A 26,303-nucleotide genomic window follows, 5' to 3' on the forward strand; every position below is an offset into this window, starting at 1 on the left:
TGATATAGAGGATAAATGGTGACTCAACAGGAAGGCCATGAGCTCGACCGTTGCCGTCGACTGATTGAAGAAAAAGTAGGGTGGGGCAGTGGTGAAGGCTGGGCAACGCAGGACTTTGAACGACTCAGTGAACTGATCGCCGGGCAAACAGGCGTATCGTTGAGCGTAACAACACTCAAGCGGGTATGGGGACGAGTGAAATACGAATCGGCTCCTACGACAACGACGCTTAATGCATTGGTTCAGTTTGCGGGTTACGAAAACTGGCAGCAATTCAAGAATACCTCGCAAGTTCAGTCAATAGCTCCACCGGTAGCTATTGGCATTGTTGCCTCCACGATTCCAAAGCCAGTTCGTCGGGCCACGAGAAGGCACTGGTGGATTGGTGCGGGGATTCTTATTGGTTTGATTGGTGTATCGGCCTTTTTTCTAAATTATGTAAGGCGTAAATCACTTTCACCTGAACGTTTCTCGTTCAGCAGTCAACCGGTAACAAAAGGCATTCCCAACTCGGTTGTGTTTCACTACGACGCAACAGCCTCACCAACTGATCAGGTGTTTATTCAGCAATCCTGGGACCCCAATCGCCGTCAGCCGGTTCCAAAGAACGGACATGAATACACGTCAATCTATTATCATCCGGGCTATTTCCGGGCGAAGCTGGTTATTGGTGATCAAATTGTTCGGGAGCATAACCTGATGATTCCGTCGGATGGGTGGCATATTGCCGTTATGCAGGAGCCCGTACCCGTTTATTTTCAGGAGAACGATGTTATTAAAAACGGTATGTTGAGCTTATCGGTAGCAGCCATTCAGCAGCATAATATTCTGATGCAGCCCAAGCCGCCGACCGTTCGTTATCGCTACGTGCAGGAATTAAAGAACCTTCGTAACGATAATTTTACGCTGGAAACGAGATTGAAAAGTGATTTTAAGCAGGGTTCCTCAATCTGCCAGAACGTTACTATTATGATTCTTTGCAAGAATGAGTTTTTTTCGATTCCACTGTCAGCCAAAGGATGTGTGGGCAACCTGGATATCTACCTTGCAGGACATTATGCTGACGCCAGGAACACCGATTTGTCTGCTTTTGGGGCCGATTTATCACAATGGGTTGATCTACGTTGCCTAGTTCGAAATAAACGAGCGCAGGTGTTTATCGGCGGGAAAAAGGCGTACGAAGCCCTTATTCCAACAGAAGCCAGAGATATTATCGGTATTAGCTACGATTTCGAAGGGACGGGATCGGTAGATTTTACGCGCTTTATTCAACCGAATGGTCAGGTTGTTTTTGAGGACAATTTTGATGCGCCCCATAAGGCTACATCTGGCGCGCAGGTTGATAAAAACCTGAAATAAGGAGCCTTCTGTTACAATAAGTTTAGGAGTGTTAAGCCCGCTTATGTCAAAAAAATAGTGGACTCAACACTCCGAAAAAATTATTGAGCATGTTGTCTCATGTATTCGTCCATAGAAAAACGCCCGGAGCCGATCACCAAAAATGTCAGCAGCAGCGCCAGCACGATCAGCGACAGCCAGAGTTCAGAATTTAAGGCAGAAAAGCCCTGAGTGATATTCACGAAAAAAACCGCCCCGATCAGGATTGGAAGCTGCAACAGGATCATCAGGCGGGTAAGGCACCCCATCGCAATCATGAAACCGCCCATTAAATGCGCAAAGGCAACGTAGTGCACCAGAATTACGGGAAACAGCCCGAAGTGCAGCCCACCCACCAGTTGGGAAAGGTAAGTGGTGTCGCTAATAAAACTGATTCCTTTCAGAACCAGTATTGTGCCCAGCATAATCCGCAAAGCGTCAGTCCAGGCGGGGTGATGTGTGTCTCCCCAATGCTCAATGCGATGTAACAGATTCATAACTGTAAGCGGTTTAGTGAAAATCAACCGAATATACAGAGCTGGTTTTTAGAAAGCAAGCTGATTGCCAGAGAGTTATTTTATACCTTTCCTCGCTACAAACGTGTATTCCCTAAAGCCTGGTAGCAAATTCAGGAACCCGATAGTAAAAGCCTAGTGGGTCGTATAAGCCGTATGATCGTTTCTGTTGGGTACGGTTTTACATGTGTTCACAAACTGTAGTTCATAAACCTTAACTTTTTTTCATAATTAGCTATCTTTGGTTAGTTATGACAACAAAACCATCTTCAAACGCTGTCTTTACGAAGGAGACATTTAATTTTCTGCGCGATCTTGTTCAAAATAACCATCGTGACTGGTTTCATGCCAACCGAGCTCGGTATGATGATGCTAAAAGCGAGCTATGTGGCGTTGTTGAGCGTGTACTGGCTGGCATGAGCCCGTTTGAACCGTTGGCAAATACGGCCGTGAAGGACTGTATTTTCCGGATAAACCGTGACATTCGTTTTTCGAAAGATAAGGCACCTTACAAGTCTAATCTGGCCTTTGCCATTGGCCCCGGTGGAAGGCACTCGGGGCGGATCGATTATTACGTACAGATTCAGCCGGATAACCAGTCGTTTCTGGGCGCTGGCATGTGGCAGCCAGCACCCACTAATCTGGCTAAGTTTCGGCAGGAAGTAGACTATAATGTCGACGAGCTAAAGCATATTATTGAAGCCGATGAATTTAAAGCCTACTTCCCTGAAGCGCAGGGTGAAACGCTGAAGGTCATGCCCAAAGGGTATCCTGCCGACCATCCGGAAATCGAATTACTGCGCCGTAAAGAATTATTTTTCGTCCATCGATTTACCGACAAAGAAGTTCTGAAACCTAACTTTGCTGATGAAGTGGTGCGTGGCTGCCGTATCATCAAGCCGTACTGTGATTTTCTGAATTATCTCTTTTTCGATGAAAAGGAGGAACCCGTTATGCTTTAAACCAACGATATAAGACCATGAAAATCCTTTTCACTGTGCTGCTGGGCGTTCTATTGGCACCGTTCGCCCAGGCACAGACAACAACGAAATTTCCTTCTGGCTACCTCTATAAGATTGAGGCAGGGGCTGTGGGAAGGCAGGTATACGTTTGCAATCAGCGCCCATTCAATACTAGTGGTGAACTGGTTGGGGTGGGTAACCTAACGGCTCAGACTCAGCAAGTATTTGAAAACCTGAAAACGGCATTAGGTACCGTTGGTATGACACTTCGTAACGTAAAGCAGGTGACCTATCACGTTAAAGGCCAGACAAGTCAGGTTAATTCAGCTATCTCCCAACAGGTTAATAGTGTTAGCGCTACGTATTTTACGCAGGGAGCACCAGGCATTGCCGAAATCAAAAGCATACCCAAAATTGCCAGTGATGATATTTTGGTTGAGGTAGAAGTGATTGCTGAAAAGTAAGCTGTTTCATTTTCTGCGTATAAAAAAGTACAGCAGAAGGCCAATAATTCCACCAAGAACCCAAAGCCATTTGGAATAGGATTTATCTTCTGAAGGAGCCGGATCTGCGACTATACCATGCGGGCTTTTAGTTGTTGAATCGGCTTCCTCAAAATCCTTCGTGGTTAAAAAAACTTTTATTTTTCGAAGCGACTGTATGTCTGATGATTGGGAGCTGTCGGTGTTGTGGCTCGTTATCGCCATAAGATGCGGGGCATGCGCAATGGCTAAAGGAATGCCGACCTTTAGTTGTAAAGAATAGTCAAGGGTGGTTTCCGTGATGCCTGCCAAATCTTCAAAAACGGCAGGAGGGTTAATGTTCCTGAAGTATTTATTGAGCGACGCATTGTTGCTTGTATTGGGCGTCATACCGCCAGCAATTGCGGGCATTTGTGCGGTGCCATGACAGGACAGACAGGATGAACTAGGGTTATCGACTGGTCCATTTAGCCGATTTTTATAGCCAGTGTGCATTTTCCAGTCTCCGACCGTAAAAAGGGTGGTAAACAGTGGATTGATCCAGGTTTCGGTTAGGGGAGCACCTGAATTGATGCTGGCCGGGTCATTGCCCCATTGCAAACCCACCGGTACTAACCGATCCCAGGGAGTTGCTCCAGGCGCACTATCGTTATAAGCGAAGGTTATCATAACCCAGTCTGTAGTTGTCCCGGCGCGGCTATCCTTAACGGCTATATCCATTTGAAGCAAGCGTAAGGTAGCAGGACTGCGTGTTGTTCCGGATAAGGTTGTATGTATATTCCCCTGCCAGGTGAAACTATTTGCCAGGTAAGGTACTTCGGCAACGCTGGCATTCGTAAAGAGGAGTTTCGCAGCAACAGTACCGTCGGGGAAAACGGCTTGTGTTGCAGACGGATTATTCGGATCGGCATACACTTTTCCAAGCGTGTAACCACCCTTGTTATTATAAAAGCCTACCGCCCAGTTTTGCCAGCGCGTGAGTTGTAACGGGTGTAATTCTCTAGGTTGACTGTTTCTTTCCCGTGTCAATCCATTGATAAATTCGCGGCCATTTTCTCCCCAGATCATGGATGGAGCATGATACCATTTGCGGGTAGTATTGTTCTGCAAAACCCAGTCTTTGCTGGTATTACCCGCCAAAACATAGCTTTTAACCGCATTTATATACTGTAAAGGTTGAGTCCGAAAGTCGAAGAGAGTCCAGGGTTTAGCCCCAACGGGTAGGCTGGCTGGGTAGTTATTGCTAAGCGCGAAGACTTTGCCTGTCCATCCCGCCGGAATCGGATCAAGCGAACTGGACATAACATCCTGGCCGTAGCCTATTGGAGCGCACCAGCAAAACAGGGTCATTGATGCGAATAAAATGAGGGCAGGTTTCATTGAGAAAGTGTTTAGGGTGGAAATAGATGGCAAACAATTTGGCGCATAGAACTGTCAAAACTGGTTGATAATGAGCCGGAAAGCCCGCTACTGAATGCAACGTAACCAATTGAATGTATCTTTACAATAAAATAAGTTACCGACTTAGTTAACGGTAATTTGAATTGATAAAATAGAGAGAATTAAATAAAAAGAGCCGCTAGTCCAAAGACCAGCGGCTCTTTTAGCCATCAGAAATAAAACGCTATACCTCAGCTAACATCGATACAGCTTTACCTTCGAGCAATGACTCGCCCATAAGGTAAGTATCGGCAGCACGGGCCGCTTCGCGACCTTCAGAAATAGCCCATACGACAAGCGACTGGCCCCGGCGCATATCGCCGGCAGCGAAAACTTTCGGATTTGTCGTTGTCTGATAATTTGTAGCTCTAACATTTCCCCGTTCATCGTACTCAATGCCCAGGTCGTCTAGCAGACCGTTGTGTTGAGGATGCAGGAAGCCAGCAGCCAGCAGAGCCAGCTCGCACGGAATGTCGCGTTCTGAATTGGGAACTTCAACCATCTGCATTCGTCCGTTCTCGTTTTTCCATTCCAGATCAACGATTCGGAGCGCTTTCAGATTACCCGCTTCATCACCTACAAACGTTTTGGTATTAATAGACCAGTAGCGTTCGCAGCCTTCCTCATGCGACGTACTGGTACGAAGCATCATTGGCCAGTTCGGCCAGGGCGTGCTGGTTGCCCGATCTTTCGGGGGCATTGGCATCAACTCAATTTGCGTTACGCTGGCTGCTCCATGACGGTTCGAGGTGCCCACACAGTCGGAGCCCGTATCGCCACCACCAATAACAACAACATTTTTATCCGTTGCCCAAAGATCACTATCGGTATAATGAACACCTTGATGATCAACGACTAAGGGCCTATTTGCGTTACGTTTGTTCTGCTGGCTCAGAAATTCCATAGCCGGGTAAACTCCTTTCAGATCACGGCCAGGAATGGATAGATCACGCGGAACGGTAGAACCGCCCGTAAGCATAATCAGGTCGAACTGATCCAGCAAATCCTGAGCTTTTATGTCTACACCAACATTAACGCCAGGTTTGAATGTAATACCTTCTGCTTCCATGACGGCCAATCGGCGATCGATGGTCCATTTTTCGAGTTTGAAATCTGGAATACCATACCGCAACAGACCGCCAATCTGATCGGCCCGCTCAAAGACGGTTACCGTATGGCCAGCCTTATTCATCTGAGTGGCTGCGGCCAGACCGGCCGGACCAGAACCAACGACGGCCACTTGCTTCCCCGTACGAACCTTCGGTGGTTTTGGTGTGATGTAACCCCGCTCAAAAGCCACTTCAGCGATCGACTTCTCAATAAACTCGATAGCAACGGGCGGCTTGTTGATACCCAGAACGCACGAGGCCTCACAGGGTGCAGGACAGATACGGCCCGTAAATTCCGGAAAGTTGTTGGTCGAGCTTAGAATCTCGTAGGCATAGGCCCAGTTCTGTTCGTAAACTGCGTCGTTAAACTCCGGTATAATATTGCCGAGGGGGCAGCCGCTATGACAGAATGGAGTGCCACAGTCCATGCAACGAGCTGCCTGCCGTTGGGAGTCCTGCTCCGAAAACGGCATCTCAATTTCTTTATAGTCGTGAATCCGCTGTTGCGGGTCGCGCTTCTTAGGCAATTCACGCGCGAATTCTAAAAATCCGGTAGGTTTTCCCATAGTACTTCGCAGTTACCCCTGCGTCACATCTACCACAATATCTTGATAAACAACATTTTTGTCCCGAATCTGCTCAGCCAGTGTGATACCACGTCCAGCCAGGGCATTCCGGAAATCACCCGGCATCACTTTCACAAACCGACCAATCTGTTCGTCCCAGTCCTGAATAAGGGCCAGCGCTACATTACTGGTCGTATACTGGAAGTGCTTGTCGACATATTCCCGAAGGATACCCTGATCTTCGTCGGTCAGACTCTCGAGATTTACCATTTCTGGGTTCACTTTCGAAGCAAACGTACCATCCTGATCGTATACGTAGGCAACACCACCCGACATACCCGCTGCGAAGTTGCGGCCAGTTTGTCCAAGAATGATGGCCAGTCCACCAGTCATATACTCCAGACCATGATCACCAACTCCTTCTACAACGACCTTCGCACCGGAGTTACGAACGCAGAATCGCTCGCCTGCCATGCCGCGAATGAACGCTTCGCCAGAGGTCGCACCGTAGAATGATACGTTACCAACGATGCTGTTTTCTTCTGGCTTGAACTGAGCTGTTCGATCCGGATAAACAATCAGTTGGGCACCACAGAGACCTTTACCGAAATAGTCATTGGCATCGCCTTCCAGCTCAAGTTTGATCCCGCTCGTGCCGAATGCACCAAAACTCTGACCTGCCGTGCCACGTAGTTTGACGTGGATTGTACTTTCCGGCAAACCTGGCCCACCGTACACTTTGGAAATTTCGTTGGACAACATCGTTCCGATACTCCGATCGATGTTCTGTACCGTAAATTCGGCGTAGACCGATTCGGACGATTCCAGCGCAGGTTTGGCGGCTTCGATCAGTTTCCGGTCGAGTACATCGTCCAGATGGTGATTCTGCTCTTCCTGCTTGTAAAGCGCTACATCCAGATTGGTAGGTTCTTTATAGAGCAGGGCATTGAGGTTGATGTTTTTGTATTTCCAGTGCGGTAAATCATCGCGGAGTTCGAGCATCTGAGCTTGCCCCACCATTTCATTAACCGTACGGAAACCCAGATCGGCCATGATCTCGCGAAGCTCCATCGCCAGGAAGGTAAACATGCTCACCACATGTTCGGGCTTACCGGTAAAGAGTGCACGAAGCTCCTTGTTTTGGGTTGCCACCCCAACCGGACATGTATTTAGATGACACTTACGCATCATAATACAGCCTGCTGTAACCAATGCAGCTGTGGCTACGCCAAATTCCTCGGCACCAAGCAAAGCGGCAATGGCCAGATCGCGACCTGTGCGCATTTGTCCATCGGTTTGCACCGTTACACGGCCACGAAGTTTGTTACGAACCAGCGTCTGATGCGCTTCGGCCAATCCTAGCTCCCAGGGCAGACCTGCATGGCGAATTGACGATAGGGGAGACGCTCCGGTACCGCCATCGTGTCCCGAAATCAGAATATGATCGGCGTGGGCTTTGGCAACTCCGGCTGCAATTGTACCTACGCCTGCTTCCGATACCAGTTTGACACTGATACGAGCGGCACGATTGGCATTTTTCAGGTCGGAGATCAATTGGGCCAAATCCTCAATCGAATAAATATCGTGGTGAGGAGGTGGTGAAATCAGTCCAACGCCGGGTGTTGAATGGCGGGTGCGGCCAATCCAGTCATCGACTTTGAAACCAGGCAATTGACCACCTTCGCCGGGTTTTGCACCCTGCGCCATTTTGATCTGCAACTCCTGGGCATTCGTTAAATAATAGCTCGTTACACCAAATCGACCCGAGGCTACCTGTTTAATAGCCGAGTTCATGCTGTCGCCGTTCTCGAGCGGTTTGTAACGAAGTTCGTCCTCGCCACCTTCGCCCGAGTTGCTTTTGCCACCAATGCGGTTCATGGCAATGGCCAGCGTTGTGTGCGCTTCCCAGGAGATCGACCCGAACGACATGGCTCCCGTTGCAAACCGCTTGAAGATGCTTTCAATGGGCTCAACCTCATCCAGTGGTACAGGTGTTGCTTTCTTGAATTTCAACAGTCCACGCAACGTGATCGCCTTCTGCGTTTGATCGTTAATGAGTTTCGAATACTTCTTGAATATAGAGTAGTCGTTCCGCTGCGTAGATTGTTGCAGCAGGTGTATGGTATCGGGGTTAAAAATATGTTTTTCACCCCGTTGTTTCCACTGATAAATGCCACCTACCTCAAGGCGTGGAACTGAAACCGGCATATCTGGGAATGCGATACAGTGCCGAATAAGAATTTCGCGGGCAATTTCATCCAGACCCATTCCGCCAATACGCGAAACGGTGCCAGTGAAATAGCGGCTTACAACATCCTGATTCAGACCAACGCACTCAAAAATCATCGCACCCTGATACGATTGCAGCGTCGAAATACCCATCTTCGAGAAGATTTTAAGCAATTCGCCGTTTACAGCCTTAACGTAATTTTTATAGAGCTTATCGAGGTCATAATCAACCTGTAATAAACCCTTTTCTTTCATGTTGGCAATCGTTTCGAAGGCCATGTAAGGGTTTACACCCGATGCTCCGTAGCCAATCAGGGTAGCCACGTGGTGGGTTTCCCAGACATCACCGGCTTCAACGACAATTCCCACTTTACCACGCAGCCCCTGACGAATCAGGTGGTGGTGAATGGCTGATGTTGATAGCAGTGACGGAATTGGCGCATGGCTCGAATCGATCGCCCGATCAGACAACACCAGAATGGAATAGCCATCTTCAATGGCATCTTCGGCATAGCGGCAAATCCGTTCAAGAGCCCGTTCCAGTGATTTGCCTTCGCCATCGGCTGTAAAGAGACAGTTGAGGGTCTTCGCCTGGAAATTTGGTTTATCGATAAACCGCAGTTTGTCAAACTCCTGCGTCGTTAATACGGGTTGTTCGAGTTCAACCTGACGGCAGTGTTCAGGCGATTCGCTCAGTAAGTTATAGGTAGCACCAACGAACGAGATAAGCGACATGATCGACCGTTCCCGAATCGAATCGATCGGTGGGTTCGTTACCTGCGCAAACAACTGTTTGAAGTAATGGCTCATGTGCTGGCTCTGCTCCGACAGAATTGCCAGGGGTATGTCGATACCCATCGAACCAAGCGCTTCTTTGCCTGTTTCGACCATTGGAGCCAGAATCATTCGCAAGTCTTCGGACGTGAAGCCAAATGCCTGTTGCATCCGCAACAGTTTCGCCGGATCATACTTGTGGTACGCCCGAACGGGTGCTTCAAGGTCCGAAATCCGTATTTTATTCTCATCCAGCCACTGCTGATAAGGCTTGCGGGTCGAGATCTCAGCCTTGATTTCTTCATCGGCTACGATACGACCCTGTTCCATATCGACCAGGAACATTTTTCCGGGTTGCAGGCGACCTTTTGATACTACTTTAGCAGGGTCGATGTCGAGAACCCCAACTTCAGAGGCCATAATGACCACATCATCGTTGGTGACCCAGAACCGCGAAGGGCGCAGACCGTTACGATCGAGCGTGGCGCCAACGATGCGGCCGTCGGTAAATGAAATCGATGCCGGGCCATCCCAGGGTTCAATCAGGGCCGCATGGTATTCATAGAATGCTTTCCGGACGGGGTCCATATGCTCGTTGCCATCCCAGGCTTCGGGAATGAGCATCATCATGACATGCGGTAGAGAACGACCGCTCATCACGAGTAATTCGATGGCATTGTCGAGGTTAGCCGAGTCCGATTGTTTTGGATCGCAGATGGGCAACAGCATATCCATCTCGTCCTTGGTGAACTTCGATGTGACAAGCAGACCCTCGGCGGCTTTCATCCAGTTAACGTTACCGCGTACCGTATTGATTTCGCCATTGTGAGCGATATACCGGAACGGTTGTGCCAGTTTCCAGGAAGGAAACGTATTGGTAGAGAACCGTGAATGCACGACACCCAGCGCCGAAACCACTTCTTCCTTTTGAAGATCAGGGAAGTAAGGTTCAAGTTGTAGCGTTGTTAACTGACCCTTATACGTAATCGTACGGCAGGACAACGATGAGAAGTAGAAATGATCGACCCCGGCGACGGTCTCGTTGATAATGCGGGTACTGTAATTACGCAGAATGTAGAGTTTACGCTCAAAATCGTCGGCGTTTGTAATATCGGTAGGGCGTTTAATAAACACCTGTTCCATTTGTGGTTCGGCAGAACGCGAACCATTTCCTAAATCGCTGTTATTGACTGGTACTACACGATAGCATAGTAATTCCAGCCCCAGCTTTTTCATGTTCCGGTTTAGAATGGCACGGCACTCTTCGCGCAGCCAGACATCTTTCGGAAAATAAACCATGCCAACGCCATACTCGAACGCTGGAGGCAGGTGAACGCCTAGTTTACGGGTTTCATCCAGAAAAAACTCGTGTGGGATCTGAATTAACAAACCTGCACCATCGCCAGAATTAGGTTCTGCACCGACCGCTCCCCGGTGCTCCATTCGACGGAGCATCTGAAGGGCATCTGATACGATTTGGTGTGATTTTCGACCTTTAATATGGGCCACAAAGCCGATACCGCAATTGTCGTGTTCGAACTCAGAACGATAGAGTCCTGGACTGGATAGTCCCTGATTGGTGGGGTTCTGCAAGGCTTGATCCTGACAGTCCGCGAATTGGTCAACCTGATCAGACATGGTCGTAACAGCGTTGGGTTATGCTGCCGTTTTTTGCGTCCTGATTATCAGAATCGTAAAAAAAGGCAACTTTTATTGGGAAATTCTAAATTATTTAACGTACCGGCCGGTATTTTTATTCGAAGTTGATGGCCGAGTTGACGGGCGTTTGCGACAAAGTCACGCAATATACTACTAAAAAAATTTGGTAAAAATCAGGATTATCAGAATTTAATAGTAAACGGGGCTAATTGTAAATTTGATTATAGTTCTTCTTGAAAAGAGAATATATAGAGTTATTTTTTTGGTTCAACCTGAGGCAGTTAAACGCAGTCAGGCCTTTGGTTTAGAACTGTGCCACCGCACGGCTCTAAACCAAAGGCCTGGTAGTAAGAAAAAGAATAACTGGCCTACAAATTAGCTACCAGATGTTATCCATATCCTTTGGTGCATACGTGTGGTTTCGCTCAACAAAAAGAGAACCCGTTTGGCGACCATTGCGTAAGGACAAAGGATTTCGATTGGCTAACCGATAGAGAAGAGCTATGGGTAACAGGAAGAGAAAAAATACAATGCTCAATAGAATCCGTGAATTAACATAGCCTAAACCTTCGGCCAGTTTAAACCAGCCGAAACTGATCCAGCGTGCCAATGCAGGTAGGAGCAGGGTTAGCGCACCTACGCTTAGCGAGATGTATAAAAGCCATGCCTTGTGGCCGAAAAAGAAATAGAGTGCTAAAAAACCTGTTGAAATGGCCAGATTGGCCTTGTACATGTCGAGATCCGAAATGCGTTTTTGCATAGTTAGGGAAGCGTTTAATCAAACACTTGTTGGTCTGGCTAGATCTAGCCAGACCAACAAGGTGAAAAACATCAAAATAGGGTGTAAATGAATGGTGCAATTGCAGATCCGCCCCCTACAACCAGAATAATTCCTAACAGCAGCAGAATGATAATCATGGGTGCTAACCACCACTTTTGGCGTTCCTTCAGAAAGAGGAACATGTCTTTAACAAAGTCCATAATTTGAGTAAGCGTTTACAACGTGTGGTTTAAATAGAAAACAAAAATTAAATAATGCAATATTTTTTTAGTGCGAGTTAATTCGATTGTGTGAACGGAATTAATCCAGAACAAATTCCTCTTTCCAATTGTCTTTTTCCTGCCAGTCAGGTTGTGCTGTTTTTGCAAACAGATAATTGCCTACAACCAGGTAATCCATTTCAGTACGCATGAAGCAGCGATAAGCGTCTTCCGGTGTGCAAACAATGGGTTCGCCACGAACATTGAAACTGGTATTGACAATGACACCATAACCGGTCAGCTTTTTAAAGGATTGAATTAGCTCATAATACCTAGGATTCGTTTCCTTGTGAACCGTTTGAATGCGGGCCGAAAAATCGATGTGTGTAATCGAAGGAAGATCGGAGCGAAGGTAGTATAGTTTGTCGCGCAGGGGCAGTTGATGATAATCGGCTGGAAGATCTTTATGGCGGCTGGTGGCAACGGGATGCACTAATAACATATACGGTGAAATGCCGCGATAGTTAAAGTACTGATCGCAGTCTTCGGCCAGTACCGACGGCGCAAATGGTCGAAATGATTCCCGATACTTAATTTTCAGGTTCAGCTTTTTCTGCATTTCCGCGTTGCGCGGGTCACCCAGAATACTTCTTCCACCTAAAGCCCGAGGGCCAAACTCCATCCGGCCCTGCACCCAGCCAACAACATTGCCTTCGGCCAGAAGCCGGGCCGTTTCGGTGCATAATTCATGAATATCGTTGAAGTAAGTATAAACGCCTTTATAGCGACGAACAACTAGTTCTACGTCCTGATCTGAAAAGTCGGGACCGAGATAAGACCCGATCATTTCATCCTGACGACCACTAAGTTTTCGTTCCTGCTTAAAATAAATGTAGTAAGCGGCCAGGGCTGCTCCCAATGCTCCGCCTGCATCGCCCGCTGCGGGCTGGATGAAGATGTCGTCGAATACGCCTGACTCCTGTAGTTTACCATTGGCAACGCAATTGAGTGCTACTCCGCCCGCTAAACACAGATAACGTGATCCGCTAAGGCGTTTCGCTTCCTGCGCCATCCGAATGACGATGTCTTCTGTAACGCGCTGAATGGCCAGACCGAGATTACAGTGCTGCTCCTGTAATTCATCTTCAGGACGGCGTTGCGGAAATCCGAATAAAGCTTCCCATTTGGCTTCGTGGACCATTCGTAATCCGGTAGCGTAGTTGAAATAGTCCTGATTGAGCCAGATTGAACCATCCTCCTTGATTGACACCAGCTCTTTCTTTATGATATCGACATACCGCTCAACGTCGGCCGAAGCAGGATTGCCATAGGGAGCCAGACCCATGAGTTTATATTCACCTGAATTGACTTTAAAGCCCAGGAAATACGTGAACGCTGAGTATAGAAGACCTAATGAATGCGGAAAACGTAATTCTTTTAGAATGGAAAGTTCCTTGCCGGAGCCTTTGCAAATAGAAGCTGTTGCCCACTCGCCCACTCCATCGATGGTCAGGATTGCGGCTTCCTCAAATGGTGAAGGATAAAAGGCGCTGGCTGCATGTGATAAGTGATGTTCAGGAAAAAGCAATTTTACGCCAGCCGCTTCCTCACCATATATCTTCTCTAGTTCCTCACGAAGAAGCCGTTTTAAAAACATCTTCTCTTTTATCCAAACCGGAATAGAGGTAATAAATGATCGTACACCCTGTGGCGCAAATGCATAATATGTTTCGAGTAGCCGCTCAAATTTTAGCAGAGGCTTATCATAAAAAACAACAGCATCGAGGTCTTTTAAATCAAGTCCACTATAGTTCAGGCAATATTGGACTGCCTGGGCGGGGAAAGCAGGATCATGTTTACGTCGTGTAAAGCGCTCTTCCTGAGCAGCTGCGATAATCTGTCCATCTACAACCAATGCCGCTGCAGAATCGTGGTAAAAAGCTGAAATGCCAAGAATTTTCATGTAGTTGTGTATGACTACCGGGTAAATATACAAATTAATGCCTTTATATTGCAATATACAGTCAGCCGTCGTTCTCTATACGTAATAATGGAAAACTTATTGAGTACACTGGCTTTCATGTTTTTTGCTCATTCCTTTTCCCAGTATATGGAGGAACCTATAATTTTGTGAATAACCTTTTCTATCCTTATGACCATTTTTCAACGTACCCTTATTAGTGTCTTATCTGTATTTCTACTGTTTACTTTTACCTTGTTTCGCCCCGAACTATTTGTCAGACATCCAGCGGGAGTTTGGCTGTTCAAACTTATAGTCTTCGCACAGTTTTTTCTACTCGTTTTTTTATTTGGGCGTCGCCAAAAAGTATACTTCTGGTCTTTACTGCTGCTGTTGGGAGTGGGCGAACTGGCTATTTGGGGGTATGCTCATCGGTTAGCTGATGGACAGCGTCGGTATGCACGCGGACACCTTTTTTTTCATGAAATTGTGGACGGCTGGGACAAAAACCTGATTCAATATGATCCCGAACTGAGCCGATTCGACTCCGTATTATTTTATACCCTAAAACCGGGTGTACAGAATGCTACCTTTAAAAGCGGCTTTGAAGTAGATACACCGATTCGTACGAACAGGCTAGGCGTACGGGATGATGAGAGCTCGCTGGATAACCCAGCCATAATTATACTTGGCGATTCGTTTACAATGGGATGGGGCGTGCCGGATTCAAGCTGTTTTGCCTCTGTTCTGGAGCGTAAAGTGGGCCAGAAAGTGCTTAATGCCGGTATTTCTTCGTTTGGGACCGTTCGTGAATATAACCTCTTCAAGCGAACTAAACGCGACTCTTGCCGGGTGCTGGTTATTCAGTACTGCATCAATGATCAGCCAGAGAATAATCAGTTGATAGCCGGAACCTTTAAACCTTCTACTCAGGAGAGCTATTATGAAGCCGTTCGGTACAATGCGCTGACGGCAGATTATTACCCGTTCAAATACCTTCATGCCAGCTTAAAGGCCTGCGTGCAGCGTTTATTTGTGTGGTCTGCTCAGGCAGCTGTTAAAAACACGAAGCTGACGCAGAAAGTAAGCCGTCAATTCCCGTATGAAGACTCATTTTTCTATGCCATTCAGCAAATCCGAAAAGAATATAAAGGGCCAATTGTTATTACTTGTCTAAATCCTGATACAACCACTCCCGAAATAATGGAGGGATTTAAGGCCTATCTAAACCGCCATGCACTGTCAGGTATTTATTTAGCGGACGTCTCTGACTTGCTCACCCCCAACGACTACTTTACGCTGGATAACCATATCAATGAAAAAGGGCATTACAAGGTAGCTGACCGATTGGCTGAAGTGATCAACAAATATAAATTGCTGTAGGGTAGCGAATCACAAAAACGCAAAAAGCCGCTTAATTAAGCGGCTTTTTGCGTTTTTGTGATTCGGCTGGGATTCGAACCCAGGACCCATACATTAAAAGTGTATTGCTCTACCAGCTGAGCTACCAAATCATTTCCCCAGTCAGCAAACAGGTCGTTGTCGTTTGGGAATGCAAAAGTAGAGGTTTGATTTCCTAAACGCAAGAAAAATGTTAAAAAAAAGTTAATTGCTGGGTCAGTTTTACCGTTTCAACAGCTTCACGAACGTCATGAACACGCAGGATAGAAGCGCCTTTTGTGAGTGCAATCGTGTTCAGAACAGTGGTGCCATTTAGAGCCTCATTGGCACTGATGCCCAGGGTTTTCCAGATTGTGCTTTTGCGTGATAAACCGACCAGGATTGGTTCGTCAAACAACCCAAAGGATTCAAGTTGATTTAGCAGCAAAAAATTTTGCGCAGGTGTCTTTGCGAAGCCAAAACCAGGGTCAAGAATGATGTCTTTTTTGCCGAAGGCGCGAAGCTCGGTGAGTCGAAAAGCCAGTTCATCGATCACATCGGTTACCAGATTTTGATAAGCTGTCTTGGATTGCATCGTTGCTGGCGTTCCTCGCATGTGCATCAACACGTAAGGAACGTCGAGGGAAGCCACGGTTTCGAACATGGCCTGATCGAGCATGCCACCCGAAACATCGTTGATAATGGCAGCACCTGACTCAACCGTCTGTCGGGCGATCGACGCCCTGAACGTATCCACTGAAATAAGGGCGTCAGGAAAGCTTTTTAAAATCGCTTCAATAACGGGCAGTACCCGGTCCGCTTCCTCAGTGGGGCTAATGTCGGCAGCGCCGGGTCGGGTCGAGTAACCACCAATATCGAGAAAGGTAGCACCATCGGCCAGCATTTTCTGCGCAATTTCGACCGTTTTTTCGAGAGGGATCCGGCTTCCGGCAAAGAATGAATCAGGGGTGATGTTTAGAATGCCCATGACAACAGGCGTTTCCAGCGAAACAAGTCGTCCCCGGCAGTTCAGTGTTTTTTTCGTAACTTTCGGCATAAAAATAGGCGATAGGCGTCAGGCATAAGTGTTCTTGGCAATGAATAAACGCACTGAAAACTGTTGGCTATTGACTGAGGACTATGCAAAATACTGAAATCGAATATCGGCACGTCATTCAACGCTGCAAAGATTTATTTCTAAAAAAAAATAAAGACTATGGTACTGCCTGGCGAATTTTACGTTTGTCCAGTATCACCGATCAGATTTACATCAAGGCCCAGCGTATTCGCACTTTGCAGGAAACGGGCGTAAGTCGTGTTGGCGAAGGCATTGAGCCAGAGTTTGTTGGTATTATCAATTATTGCGTCATGGCGCTGATTCAATTGCAGTTGGTCAATGACTCACGTACTGACCTTCCAACGGATGAACTCGAAACACTATACGATGGGCAGATTGGTCGGGTCATTGACCTGTTATTTGCCAAAAACCATGATTACGGCGAAGCCTGGCGTGAGATGCGTATTAGCTCAATGACGGATATCATTCTGATGAAATTGCTCCGCACAAAGCAAATTGAGGATAATCAGGGAAATACATTGGTTTCGGAAGGAGTTGAAGCCAATTATATGGATATGATAAACTACGCCGTTTTTTGTTTGATAAAAAGTAACGCGGATACTCCGTTGTTGCGGTGAAAGCCCGCTATGAAGAGACTGGATTTCGGATCGCCCCATACTGGCGGACTTTCCAAATTACTCGCATGACCACAGCAGCCACTCAACCCAAAGTTAAAACCGGTACGCCACCGATGCTTATTGCCGCCCGAATAGCCCGCTTTCTGGTCGGTATCGTTTTCGTGTTTTCGGGATTCATCAAACTGAACGACCCCGTTGGGACGCAGATCAAGTTTGAGGAATATTTTGAAGTTTTCGCGCTCGATGTGCCGTTTCTCCACGATTTCTTCATGGCGCTGGTACCATTCACACTGGCTATGTCGGTGCTGTTCTGTGCGGCCGAAATTATCCTGGGTGTCGCATTGCTGGTTTCTTATAAACCTAAGGTCACAACCTGGTTGCTGTTTTTCCTGATTGTATTCTTCACATTTCTGACGTTTTATTCGGCTTATTTCAACCGGGTAACAGATTGTGGTTGCTTTGGTGATGCGATCAAGCTAAAACCCTGGACGTCGTTCAGCAAAGACGTCGTGCTGACTATTCTGATTTTGTTCATTATCGGGCATCGTAACCGGATCACTCCCCGCAAAACCGGCTGGGTAGTGGCTTTAACGACCATTCTGACGCTTGGTTTGGGCGTTTACGCTATATCTTTTCTTCCGCCAATCGATATGCTGCCTTATGCTGTCGGGAAGAGCATTCCGGCTCAAATGAAGCCATCCGAACCATTACGGTATAAATATGTCATGGAGAAGGACGGGAAAACGAGCGATTTTGATCAGTATCCGACCGATCAGAGCTATAAGTTCAAAGAGATGGTTTTGGTCAATGAGAGCGCGAAACCAAAAATCACGGATTATCGGGTCTGGAATGATGAGGGCGATTTCACGCAGCAGACATTTGAAGGGGATAAACTGTTTATTATTGTCAAGAATATAAAGGATATAGACGCGGGGAGCCTTCCGGCGATCCGGGCGCTGGCTGAAGGGCTACAGGGTTCAAAGGTGACGCCTTACATACTAACCTCGGCCAGCGACGATGAGATCAAGGCCTTTCGACAGGAGTTTCAGCTAAATAACGTGCCTTATTATAAAGCCGACGCCACCGTACTGAAAACAATTATGCGCTCGAATCCGGGTACATGGCTTCTTCATAATGGCGTTGTGCGCGGGAAATGGCATTACAATTCAACCCCGGATGCGGCTGAAGTACAATCTTTGGTTAAATAGTGTTTCGTTTACCTTTTTCAGTTGACTGACGCCCGATAAGAAATGGTGTTCACTGAAAGAAGAAAACGAAAAACGAAAAACTTGTTTGCTTGAAAAATATTTTCCTGATCGGAATGCCCTCCTCTGGCAAGAGTACGCTGGGCAAGCGCGTAGCCGACGCACTTCACTACCGTTTTATCGATACGGATAAGCAAATCGTTCGCGACGAAGGACGATCGATTCCCGACATTTTTGCGCAATTCGGCGAAGCCTATTTTCGGGAAGCCGAGCGTCGGATTTTACGAACCATCCGACCGGGCGATAGTGCAGTCGTTTCGACGGGTGGCGGAATGCCCTGTTTTCATAACAATATCGAGTACATTAATGCGACGGGTATTTCCGTATTTCTGGATGTGCCGGTCGAGATATTAGTCCGGCGAATCCAGGCGCATGCTGCCGATGACCGTCCGCTCAATAATCCGAGCGACCCTGATTTATTCAATACGCTGCAACAACGATACGTAACCCGTTTGCCTTTCTATAGTCAGGCAACTATCATTGTTTCGGGGGAGACGAATGAGGACGAAGTGCTCAGGCGGATAGGCGCGTGGATGTAACGGTATTAACGTAAAAGCGGCCATGAACGAAACGATTCATTCATGGCCGCTTTTACGTTAAATCGATTTTTTTAGAAAAATACGCCGAACGATAGCATCAGATTGGTATTGCTATTATTCGTTGCGACGGTAGGCGTATCTAAACTGCTAGGTAGTTGAAATGGCGTAAAGCCCGTTTTGTAGGTCAGGTATGAACCTGACAGATCGGCGAAGAAACGCTCGTTTCTGACGCCAAGGCCAGCTGACAGCAGTAATTTATCCCGGTCTCCTCGCGCTACCCGGTCCAGGTCGAGTTTGTAGGCACTTGGCAAATAAGCCACCCCCGCGCGGAGCCGAAGCAGGCCAGCCCGAATTTCGGCACCAGCCCGCAAATTGACTACGTTCTGGTAACTGGTCTGAACAACCTGTTTCACATCGTTTTTAAAATCAGAATTGTCCTGCTGCGTATTAAAGTACGAGGTTCGAACCCGCATGCCGCCATAACCAACATATTCAGCAGTTGCCGTAATGAAACCAATCTTCCCTTTCCCCAGAAAGTAAGTAGCACCACCCGATGCCCGCAGCGGTGTTTGCAACGAATAGTCGAAGTTGTCGTAAGGCGATACTACATCAATTTGGTTGGGCCCATTCAACTGAATTGTGGATGTGGTGTTAACCGTTAAGGTTTGCGCAAACGCTTCATGCGCACTACTGAATGTTGGTGATGTTAATGTAGCACCGACCTGTAAATCATTACTGAGTTTGTAAATCAATCCCAGCGTCGCATTAAACCCATTCCCTGTTACGTCGAATCGGTTGATCTGACTGTAATTAACTAAGTCACGTCCATTAATTGGGGCCTCCAGGAAAATATATTCCGACGAATAGCGAAGACGGGTCAAGGCAATCGATCCCCCAATGTAGAGCTTATCGTCCAGGTTACCGGCGTAGGAAATCGTCCATTGCGAATGCGTACCCGAACGGCTCAGGGTAGCTCGCTGATCTTTCGCCGTTGTCGCATCAAGTCGAGTGTATGGTGGTCCTGAGCCATTTGCCCCTAAATCTGTGGGATTAATTAAATAGAGCCGATAGGCTGCGGCCTCCCGGAAACTGACTGTATTTGATGTAGGGTCGTAATCATCATTCAAATCAGCTTCACTATAATTGCCTGCATTGGCCGCGTTGGCATATGTCTGGGCAATGGATGAATTGGGGTTTCTGTTTACGCCACGCGCATCAATTTTATCGAAAAAATTGGTTGACTGCGAATAAGATACGCCAAAGGCAGTCCGACGCCAGCGCCGGGTATTATTCGAACTCCCGGCCAGAATAAGACCCAATTGGCCGATATTAAGCTTACCACCATTAATCGTAGTCTCGCTTCCCAGAAATGTACTCTTATTGTTGACCAGATTGAAGGAGGGACTAATACTTAACTCGGAGCGGTTATAAAATGCCAGGCCTGCCGGGTTGCCAGACAGATTACTGGCGTCACCGCCCAGGGCTGTCTGATTGCCGCCAAGGCCACGAAATCGGGCGCTGCCACTCTGTGAAAAATCAGAGAATCGAAAGGCGTCATCGGCATAATCGGCAGCAGGCCCCTGCCCAAACGCCAGCCCCGTACAACTCAGTAAGATGGCCGAAAGAAAGAACTTTGTATTCATATGCATATGCGATTAAACCAGCGAATGGCACTTTTGTTGTTAGAGTGACATTGCCTTGGAACGTTTAACCAGGTTGATCAAAAAACTGGTGGTTAATAAGCCAAAGTAACAACGAAAAATCCCGCCGATTGTCTGTCAGCGGGATTTAAAATTTTCGAAATAAATCTTAATTATCTTGGACCACGGCCACCACCGCCACCACCACTTGAGTGACTGGCACCACCGCCAGAGAAACCACCGCCCCCGGAACTGGGAGCACTGTAGCTGCGGCTAGGAGCACTGTAGCTAGGTTGCGACTGCTGGTAGCTAGGCTGGCTAAAGTTGCCACGGCTTTGGCTCTGGTAAGAAGGCTGCTGGTAGCTAGGCTGCGATTGCTGGAAGCTACCCCGGCCACCACTGTTGGACGGTGTATAACTACCCCGGCTGTTTGTCCGTGGACGAGCGTAGTAGTCGTTACCGCTGTTGTATGAGGGGGCTGGGCTTGCCGAAGTACCTGAAGGGTTACTTCCTGCACGACCATTACCACTTGTGCCATTATCATAGTAGTAGGTGCCCCGGCTGTTATTGCCTGGGCGGGCATAGTACCCATCGCTAGTTGAGCGGTTACTGGCTGACCCTGCATTATAGCTACTACGGCCGCCATTAGGATTGTAGTTGCGGGGAGAATTATCGAAACCAGATGCGTAGTTGCCAGACGAACGGGATGAACTCCGAACGTAATTCCGATTCCGATATGGATCGGCTCCGGTCACGACTACGGCTGGGTAGCCACCATAGTAACCGCCGTACCCGTAAGGAGAGTAGAATGAATTATAGAATCCACCGTACCCACCATAACCATAGGCATAAGGACTGTAGAACGGATCGCCAAAGCCACCGTATCCATAACCGTATGGCGAATAGAATGGGCTGTAGGCTAATGAGCTTCCGAAGCCGTAACCAAATGGCGAATAGAACGGGCTGCCGAAACCATAGCCGATTGATCCAAGGCCCATGCCAAGTCCTAAACCGCTATAGAAGCCAGTATTGTTGAAGCCCCAGCGGTTCCAGCTGTAAGCCGAGGTCGAAGCGGCATTGTACCCGTTTACGAAACCAGAGTTATAGCTGTTTGTGCTATTATCGCCCCAGCCCGGATCAGGAGACATTCCCCGATTTAGTTTACGGGTACTTAATTCAGAATAGTATTCGTCGGTATTGCTGGAGTAACTTTGCTGATCATCGTTATAATCAGGGTTAGCGTTGCGAAGCGAGCGTTGTTGTTGACGTTGCTGACGCGAGGTTTGTGGAGCAACCGACGAAACGTCAGATGAATTGTTGGTATATACGGCAGCATTGCCGGAGTTGCCATACAAATCATCCACTTCACCAGTATTCTGGGCGGTCTGGCGACTGGAAGAACAGCTCCAGAACCCCATCATCGCGGCCAGTGCCAGGTATCGGTACATGCGTTGCGTTATCATTTGGCCAGGGAATTAAAAGTATAAAGGCTCATATTATTAAGTGCCACTTTAGCCTATAACAAAGGATTGACACGTTTGATTACAAAAATAGAGCAAAAACCTATCTTTGCAAGTTTTCAATATATTAGATTCCATTTTATTCATCAAGGTTTAATCACGTTGGAAAAAAAGATGTAAAAGTTTTGGCAAACGGTACACTATGAAAGTCGAAAGGCAAACAAAGGGCTGAAGCACAGGTCTTTCGTCAATAATAGCTTATCGTTTGGCAACCCTCTTTTTCTTTCCACAGCTCATCATGGCAAAAGCAATTCCGTCCCGTAGTGAAAACTACTCCGAGTGGTATAATGAATTAGTTAAAAAGGCCGACCTGGCCGAAAATTCGGCCGTTCGTGGCTGTATGGTTATTAAACCGTACGGTTTTTCGATCTGGGAAAAAATGCAGCGCGCTCTTGACGATATGTTCAAGGAAACCGGTCATTCCAATGCGTATTTCCCGCTGTTTATTCCCAAATCGTTCCTGAGCAAGGAAGCTTCACACGTCGAAGGGTTTGCTAAGGAATGCGCCGTTGTGACACACTACCGGCTCAAAAATGCGGAAGATGGTTCTGGTGTCATTGTCGATCCCGAAGCCAAGCTTGAAGAAGAGCTAATCGTTCGGCCAACCTCCGAGACGGTGATCTGGAGTACCTACAAAAACTGGATTCAATCATATCGTGATTTACCCTTGCTAGTGAACCAGTGGGCCAATGTGGTTCGGTGGGAAATGAGAACCCGGATTTTTCTGCGTACCTCTGAATTCCTGTGGCAGGAAGGGCATACAGCCCATGCAACAGCGGAGGAAGCCGAAGCAGAAACCCGGCAGATGCTCGACGTTTACGCTACGTTTGCTGAAGAATGGATGGCGCTTCCCGTAGTTCGTGGATCGAAAACGGCGAATGAACGTTTTGCCGGTGCCGACGATACGCTGTGCATTGAAGCCATGATGCAGGATGGAAAAGCGCTTCAGGCTGGAACCTCGCACTTTTTGGGACAAAATTTCGCGAAAGCCTTCGATGTTCAATTCCTGAACAAGCAAAACCAGCTAGACTACGTTTGGGGAACATCCTGGGGAGTTTCGACGCGGTTGATGGGTGCTCTGATCATGGCCCACTCCGACGACGATGGCTTGGTATTACCGCCCAAACTGGCTCCTATTCAGGTTGTTATTGTGCCGATTTACCGGACTGAAGAGCAGCTAGAGCAGCTTTCGGCCAAAATAAAACCTTTAGTGCAGGAGTTGCGTAAGGCAGGCGTTTCGGTTAAGTACGACGATTCGGACGCCAACAAACCAGGATGGAAGTTTGCCGAATATGAATTACGGGGCGTTCCGGTCCGGCTGGCAATGGGCGGACGTGATCTTGAAAATGGCACGGTCGAAATTGCCCGCCGTGATCTGAAAACCAAGGAAACGGTTCCGTTTGATGGACTGACGGAACGGATTAAAAACCTTCTTGACGACATTCAGCAGACCATCTATAACAAAGCGCTCAAGTTTCGTCAGGAGAACACATTTAAAGTAGATACGCTCGAGCAATTTCAGGACCAACTCGACAAAGGTGGGTTTCTGTTAGCTCACTGGGATGGCACTTCTGAAACCGAGGAAGCAATCAAAGAAGCGACCAAGGCCACAATTCGTTGTATTCCATTCGATCAGGAACCCGAAGAAGGAGTCGATATTTTTTCGGGTAAGCCGTCTAAAGGACGGGTAGTTTTTGCCCGTGCCTATTGATTTTATGACTGTTTCTCCGGGACTTAAGCGAACTGCCGTTATCTGCGTGCTGCGTAACGGCAGTAACTTTTTGCTACTAAAGCGTCTGAAAGAGCCGAACAAAGGCCAGTATACGCCCGTTGGCGGAAAACTCGATCCTTTCGAGAGTCCGCTACGGGCGGCTTACCGGGAAACCTGGGAAGAAACGGGTATCAAGGCCGAAAAAATGACGTTCTGCGGATTGTTAACCGAGAGCTCACCGACGGCATACAACTGGACGAGCTATGTCTATGTCGCAGAAATTGAATTTATTCCTCCTCCTCCCTGTAAGGAGGGCGAGTTGAGGTGGATTGGGTTTGCGGATCTTTTAACCGTTCCAACGCCTAAAGTAGATTGGTATATCTACGACTATTTACTGAAAAACAAGCCGTTTGCGTTTAGCGCTGAATACGATAAACAGCTAGACCTGCTCGTTATGCACGATGAACTGGAAGATGTTGTCGTGTTTCAGGCATGATCGGTTAATGTTTCCCGCATTGGCACCTGTTGCTGACGCGTATGGTGCAGATACCAATTGACAACCACGAACGTAACACCACACAGGCCAATTAGCCAGGCAATGCCCCACGGACTTAAGTATGACCAGGTTCGGCGATTGACGGCGTCCATCATGGCCATCAGCATCATGAATAAACTAATGGTCATAATAAAGGCATTCTGCAGCGTAGCCCGGTAAGCACGTCGAAGATCGTAGGCACCATACGATTTATTTCGAAACTCAAACACAATATCGTCCAGACTGGCCTGTTGAAGCTGTTCATCAGTCATCGCCAGTTCTGAATTATAGGTGTCGCGAAGATGCCGGACAGCTTTCAGATTCGCTTGTTCGAGAACGGTTTTCAACGCTCCGTCAAAGGGTAAGCCGATCCACATGTAATATTCCACCTCACAGGCAAGGTGATCAAGTAATTCATCAATCAGTGCGTCGGTGGAACCGGTATGGATCAGGTGGTTGTGCAACGTAGCGAGTTGCTGTGGACTGAGTTTTTCCATGGCACTAAAGTTATCGGTTGAGTTGGTTTAGGAATTCGTTAGTGACCTGTGGCCAGGCTGGGCAATGGATCGAGGAGTGCTCGCATTGCTTCCATAAAGCGCTCAAAATCGGAGACTTTCTGTTCGGCAACCTGTGTGCCGGATGGCGTAAGCGAATAGTATTTTCGCAGCCGTCCCTCCACTTCTTCGGTATCTGTAATGAGAAAACCTTCCTGTTCCAGTTTATGCAGAACAGGATATAAAGCACCGAACGATAATGTTATCTCGCCTTTTGTTCGCTCTTTTACGGCCTGCGTAATTTCATAGCCATACATTCTTCCCTGCCCAGAAGGAGACCGTTCGGCCAGCAACTTCAGGACGATCGTTTTGAGCGTACCTCGAAGAAATTCATTGCCTGTTGTATCCATAATATTAAGCAGAATTAGTTTAACATAAGTAGGCGTAAATATATATAAGAAACCGATATATACAAGCAAACCTTTTATCAATTTAGTGAAGAATAATCAGGTGTTGAGTTTGGCGAACGAAACAGTGCACCCTGCTTGTTGCGGGAGAGAATGCACCCTTGTATTTATGACAACACCATCTTCTATCATTACGCCGGAGCTAGTAGCATCGGCGTTCACCTACGATCAATATATTGCTCTTTCTATTGACTTGCTGGCCCAGGCGAGAACAACGTCGGATTCCCCGAATTATAATACCCCCGAAATACTGGGTTATGCCAAACTCAATATTCATCGGATGAACCGGTTAGATAAAGTAACCGCTATAAATTCGGAGTTAAAGTCGGTTCTTGACAAGGTATCTGAACCCTGGATCTGGCTCGTTCTGACCGAATCGTGGTGTGGCGATGCGGCCCAATCCATTCCTGTATTGCACCAGATTGCCGAACAGTCGCCCAATATATCCATCCGGTTTTTGTTGCGTGATAAAAACCCTGATCTGATGAATGCCTATCTGACCAATGGGGGGAGATCTATTCCTAAACTCATTTGTGTTCGTACCTCCGATCTAAACGAATTGGGTACGTGGGGGCCGCGCCCAGCTGAACTACAGAAATTATTCTGGGAATGGAAGCCTTTATTACCTTATGCTGAAGTTACGGAACGGCTTCAGCGATGGTATAACACGGACCGCACCCAGTCGATACAGCGCGAATTCGTCGACCTGGTGACCGTGTGGAATCGCACTCGGGCTTAGGTAGGTATGGGTTGCCTGATGTTGAAGCAGGTGAATTGATCGGCAACGTAGGCTTGTACGGTAAAGCCCGGCAGCACGAAACAGGTAGTTGCAAACAACCCTACTTATTTATAGTTCATCAGAAATAAGGAGTGCATTGAACGCTATTTTCAGATGGATAAGTTATCCATAAAACGGGCAAACAAATAAACGATCGCTCCAAAATATGCGTTTAAAAGCGAACCGTTCCATAACGGTTCTGTACTTTTGAGGGAATATTCACTA

General features: G+C 47.5%; 22 protein-coding genes and 1 tRNA gene. 10 read left to right on the forward strand and 13 right to left on the reverse strand.

Annotated features, from left to right (window positions below; all coding sequences use genetic code 11):
* The first annotated feature begins 15 nt into the window (after positions 1 to 15).
* Positions 16 to 1,359 carry a hypothetical protein gene (locus GJR95_RS40785; protein WP_162391352.1) on the forward strand — a complete coding sequence of 448 codons (1,344 nt, stop codon included), beginning with the start codon at positions 16 to 18 and terminating at the stop codon, positions 1,357 to 1,359.
* A gap of 80 nt (positions 1,360 to 1,439) precedes the next feature.
* Here GJR95_RS40785 and GJR95_RS40790 read toward each other — a convergent pair whose 3' ends face one another.
* Positions 1,440 to 1,874: a DoxX family protein gene (locus GJR95_RS40790; RefSeq protein WP_162391353.1), complete on the reverse strand. Its 435-nt coding sequence runs from the start codon at positions 1,872 to 1,874 to the stop codon at positions 1,440 to 1,442.
* Between the two features lie 269 nt (positions 1,875 to 2,143).
* Here GJR95_RS40790 and GJR95_RS40795 point away from each other — a divergent pair, with 269 nt between their 5' ends.
* The gene (locus tag GJR95_RS40795; protein ID WP_162391354.1) at positions 2,144 to 2,854 is read left to right on the forward strand and encodes a DUF2461 domain-containing protein; all 711 of its coding nucleotides are present in this window, start codon (positions 2,144 to 2,146) and stop codon (positions 2,852 to 2,854) included.
* Between the two features lie 17 nt (positions 2,855 to 2,871).
* Positions 2,872 to 3,318: a RidA family protein gene (locus GJR95_RS40800; RefSeq protein ID WP_162391355.1), complete on the forward strand. Its 447-nt coding sequence runs from the start codon at positions 2,872 to 2,874 to the stop codon at positions 3,316 to 3,318.
* A gap of 6 nt (positions 3,319 to 3,324) precedes the next feature.
* Here GJR95_RS40800 and GJR95_RS40805 read toward each other — a convergent pair whose 3' ends face one another.
* The 6 genes from GJR95_RS40805 to GJR95_RS40825 all read right to left on the reverse strand — a co-directional run bounded on the left by GJR95_RS40805 (position 3,325) and on the right by GJR95_RS40825 (position 14,057).
* Complete coding sequence (locus GJR95_RS40805; protein WP_162391356.1) at positions 3,325 to 4,716, reverse strand: hypothetical protein; 1,392 nt, start codon at positions 4,714 to 4,716, stop codon at positions 3,325 to 3,327.
* Between the two features lie 244 nt (positions 4,717 to 4,960).
* Positions 4,961 to 6,451 (reverse strand): glutamate synthase subunit beta, encoded by a 1,491-nt coding sequence (locus tag GJR95_RS40810; RefSeq protein ID WP_162391357.1) that lies wholly within the window; start codon positions 6,449 to 6,451, stop codon positions 4,961 to 4,963.
* Between the two features lie 12 nt (positions 6,452 to 6,463).
* Positions 6,464 to 11,092, reverse strand: a complete 4,629-nt coding sequence (gltB, locus tag GJR95_RS40815) for a glutamate synthase large subunit (RefSeq protein ID WP_232541020.1) — start codon at positions 11,090 to 11,092, stop codon at positions 6,464 to 6,466.
* 400 nt (positions 11,093 to 11,492) lie between these two features.
* A complete protein-coding gene (locus tag GJR95_RS40820) occupies positions 11,493 to 11,873 on the reverse strand; it encodes an SxtJ family membrane protein (protein ID WP_232541021.1) in 381 nt (126 codons plus the stop codon).
* A 71-nt stretch (positions 11,874 to 11,944) separates the two neighbouring features.
* The gene (locus GJR95_RS41750) at positions 11,945 to 12,094 is read right to left on the reverse strand and encodes a DUF5989 family protein (protein WP_167214700.1); all 150 of its coding nucleotides are present in this window, start codon (positions 12,092 to 12,094) and stop codon (positions 11,945 to 11,947) included.
* Positions 12,095 to 12,194: 100 nt separating this feature from the next.
* Positions 12,195 to 14,057, reverse strand: a complete 1,863-nt coding sequence (locus tag GJR95_RS40825) for a carbamoyltransferase family protein (protein ID WP_162391358.1) — start codon at positions 14,055 to 14,057, stop codon at positions 12,195 to 12,197.
* Positions 14,058 to 14,246: 189 nt separating this feature from the next.
* On the opposite strand from GJR95_RS40825, the gene GJR95_RS40830 reads away from it, so the two are divergent.
* Entirely contained in the window at positions 14,247 to 15,437 is a 1,191-nt protein-coding gene (locus tag GJR95_RS40830; RefSeq protein WP_162391359.1) for an SGNH/GDSL hydrolase family protein, read from the forward strand.
* Positions 15,438 to 15,495: 58 nt separating this feature from the next.
* On the opposite strand, the gene GJR95_RS40835 is transcribed toward GJR95_RS40830, so the two are convergent.
* Both GJR95_RS40835 and folP read right to left on the reverse strand, forming a co-directional pair.
* Positions 15,496 to 15,568 (reverse strand) — tRNA-Lys (locus GJR95_RS40835).
* An 80-nt stretch (positions 15,569 to 15,648) separates the two neighbouring features.
* The gene (gene folP, locus GJR95_RS40840) at positions 15,649 to 16,491 is read right to left on the reverse strand and encodes a dihydropteroate synthase (protein ID WP_162391360.1); all 843 of its coding nucleotides are present in this window, start codon (positions 16,489 to 16,491) and stop codon (positions 15,649 to 15,651) included.
* Positions 16,492 to 16,574: 83 nt separating this feature from the next.
* On the opposite strand from folP, the gene GJR95_RS40845 reads away from it, so the two are divergent.
* From GJR95_RS40845 to GJR95_RS40855, 3 genes are all read left to right on the forward strand, one after another.
* The gene (locus tag GJR95_RS40845) at positions 16,575 to 17,129 is read left to right on the forward strand and encodes a DUF1599 domain-containing protein (RefSeq protein WP_162391361.1); all 555 of its coding nucleotides are present in this window, start codon (positions 16,575 to 16,577) and stop codon (positions 17,127 to 17,129) included.
* A 65-nt stretch (positions 17,130 to 17,194) separates the two neighbouring features.
* Positions 17,195 to 18,337 carry a BT_3928 family protein gene (locus tag GJR95_RS40850; RefSeq protein ID WP_232541022.1) on the forward strand — a complete coding sequence of 381 codons (1,143 nt, stop codon included), beginning with the start codon at positions 17,195 to 17,197 and terminating at the stop codon, positions 18,335 to 18,337.
* An 89-nt stretch (positions 18,338 to 18,426) separates the two neighbouring features.
* Positions 18,427 to 18,933 (forward strand): shikimate kinase, encoded by a 507-nt coding sequence (locus GJR95_RS40855; RefSeq protein WP_162391362.1) that lies wholly within the window; start codon positions 18,427 to 18,429, stop codon positions 18,931 to 18,933.
* A gap of 71 nt (positions 18,934 to 19,004) precedes the next feature.
* Here the strand turns inward: GJR95_RS40855 and GJR95_RS40860 are convergent, their stop codons facing one another.
* Together GJR95_RS40860 and GJR95_RS40865 are read right to left on the reverse strand one after the other, a co-directional pair.
* The gene (locus GJR95_RS40860; RefSeq protein ID WP_162391363.1) at positions 19,005 to 20,576 is read right to left on the reverse strand and encodes an OmpP1/FadL family transporter; all 1,572 of its coding nucleotides are present in this window, start codon (positions 20,574 to 20,576) and stop codon (positions 19,005 to 19,007) included.
* A 170-nt stretch (positions 20,577 to 20,746) separates the two neighbouring features.
* Positions 20,747 to 22,036, reverse strand: a complete 1,290-nt coding sequence (locus tag GJR95_RS40865; protein WP_162391364.1) for a pilus assembly protein — start codon at positions 22,034 to 22,036, stop codon at positions 20,747 to 20,749.
* A 295-nt stretch (positions 22,037 to 22,331) separates the two neighbouring features.
* On the opposite strand from GJR95_RS40865, the gene proS reads away from it, so the two are divergent.
* Together proS and GJR95_RS40875 are read left to right on the forward strand one after the other, a co-directional pair.
* Positions 22,332 to 23,804 (forward strand): proline--tRNA ligase, encoded by a 1,473-nt coding sequence (proS, locus tag GJR95_RS40870; RefSeq protein ID WP_162391365.1) that lies wholly within the window; start codon positions 22,332 to 22,334, stop codon positions 23,802 to 23,804.
* A 4-nt stretch (positions 23,805 to 23,808) separates the two neighbouring features.
* A complete protein-coding gene (locus tag GJR95_RS40875) occupies positions 23,809 to 24,300 on the forward strand; it encodes an NUDIX hydrolase (protein WP_162391366.1) in 492 nt (163 codons plus the stop codon).
* On the opposite strand, the gene GJR95_RS40880 is transcribed toward GJR95_RS40875, so the two are convergent.
* Both GJR95_RS40880 and GJR95_RS40885 read right to left on the reverse strand, forming a co-directional pair.
* Entirely contained in the window at positions 24,291 to 24,836 is a 546-nt protein-coding gene (locus GJR95_RS40880; protein WP_162391367.1) for a hypothetical protein, read from the reverse strand. The two genes, GJR95_RS40875 and GJR95_RS40880, sit on opposite strands and share 10 nt — an antisense overlap.
* A 38-nt stretch (positions 24,837 to 24,874) precedes the next feature.
* Positions 24,875 to 25,243, reverse strand: coding sequence for a PadR family transcriptional regulator (locus tag GJR95_RS40885; RefSeq protein WP_162391368.1), 369 nt, complete (start codon positions 25,241 to 25,243; stop codon positions 24,875 to 24,877).
* 166 nt (positions 25,244 to 25,409) lie between these two features.
* Here GJR95_RS40885 and GJR95_RS40890 point away from each other — a divergent pair, with 166 nt between their 5' ends.
* Positions 25,410 to 26,039 (forward strand): thioredoxin family protein, encoded by a 630-nt coding sequence (locus GJR95_RS40890; protein ID WP_162391369.1) that lies wholly within the window; start codon positions 25,410 to 25,412, stop codon positions 26,037 to 26,039.
* The last annotated feature ends 264 nt before the right edge of the window (positions 26,040 to 26,303 follow it).

The sequence above is a fragment of the Spirosoma endbachense genome (assembly GCF_010233585.1).
Lineage (GTDB): Bacteria > Bacteroidota > Bacteroidia > Cytophagales > Spirosomataceae > Spirosoma > Spirosoma endbachense.